This is a genomic window from Bradyrhizobium sp. LHD-71 (assembly GCF_031157255.1).
GTDB lineage: Bacteria > Pseudomonadota > Alphaproteobacteria > Rhizobiales > Xanthobacteraceae > P52-10.
The window spans coordinates 1-917 of record NZ_JAVIFX010000076.1 but is presented as its reverse complement, the minus strand read 5'-3'; the positions used below and the strand labels follow the sequence as shown (position 1 = coordinate 917).

General features: G+C 62.4%; 1 protein-coding gene. It reads left to right on the top strand.

Annotation, left to right across the window (positions count from 1 at the left end):
- Window positions 1–169: 169 nt before the first annotated feature.
- A partial coding sequence (locus RCO31_RS34840) for a transposase (protein ID WP_374991578.1) occupies window positions 170–917 on the top strand: 748 nt, incomplete at its 3' end.

The window sequence follows — 917 nt, the reverse complement described above, 5'->3', positions numbered from 1 at the left end:
CGCTTCGCTCCTTGTATTGGCGCGCCCCGCTATAATCCGACTGTTCCGAGAGGAACGACCCGCTTCGGGCGGCCACCCGAAGCGGGTCGCCGATCGTCGGATCGAGCGCTCCTGAGCCGCGAGGGCTGTTTGCGAGCAAGATCGCGGTCGGCATCTTCATCGGACCCGGATGGTTGAAGGAACCATGGGTTCGCATCACAAGGAAGGGTCGACGAAGATGAGCCAGTCTAACACGGTTGTTGCCGGAATCGATGTTGCAAAGGAGCAGCTCGACATCGCACTTCACGGTTGCAAGCAGAGCTGGCAGGTGGCCAATACGCCGGAAGGCTTTAGCGAACTGGTGCGCCTGATACGCCAGCATCAGGTGGTTCGGGTCGGGCTGGAGGCGACCGGTGGTTATGAGCGAGACGTAGTTGAGTACTTGCGCGCAGCGGGCTTGGTCGTGCTCGTTCTTCAGCCGAGACAGATACGAGCCTATGCGATTGCGAAGCTGCGTCGCGCCAAGACCGACCGCATCGATGCGCAGCTGATTGCGGCCTTCGTGGCGGAGCATGGGGTGGTGCGGCAAGCGCCTGATCCTCGACTTTCTGCGCTTGCCGAACGGTTGACCTGGCTGGAACAGACCGAAGAGGACATGGCGCGGATCAAAGTTCGGCTCGAGCACGTCCGCGATCCTGCGGCGCAGCGCAGTTGGAGGGCCGATCTCGCCAGACTGAAGCAACGCCGGGCCGGCTTGATCGCCAAGCTTGTGACCATGCTTCGTCGTCACGAGGACGTGGCAAACCGGCTCGATCTGCTGCTCAGCATCGACGGCATTGGACCGCGTACCGCCATCGCGCTGCTGATCCGCATGCCAGAGCTTGGCCACTTGTCACGCGGCGAGGCCGCGGCTCTTGCCGGGTTAGCCCCATTCAACA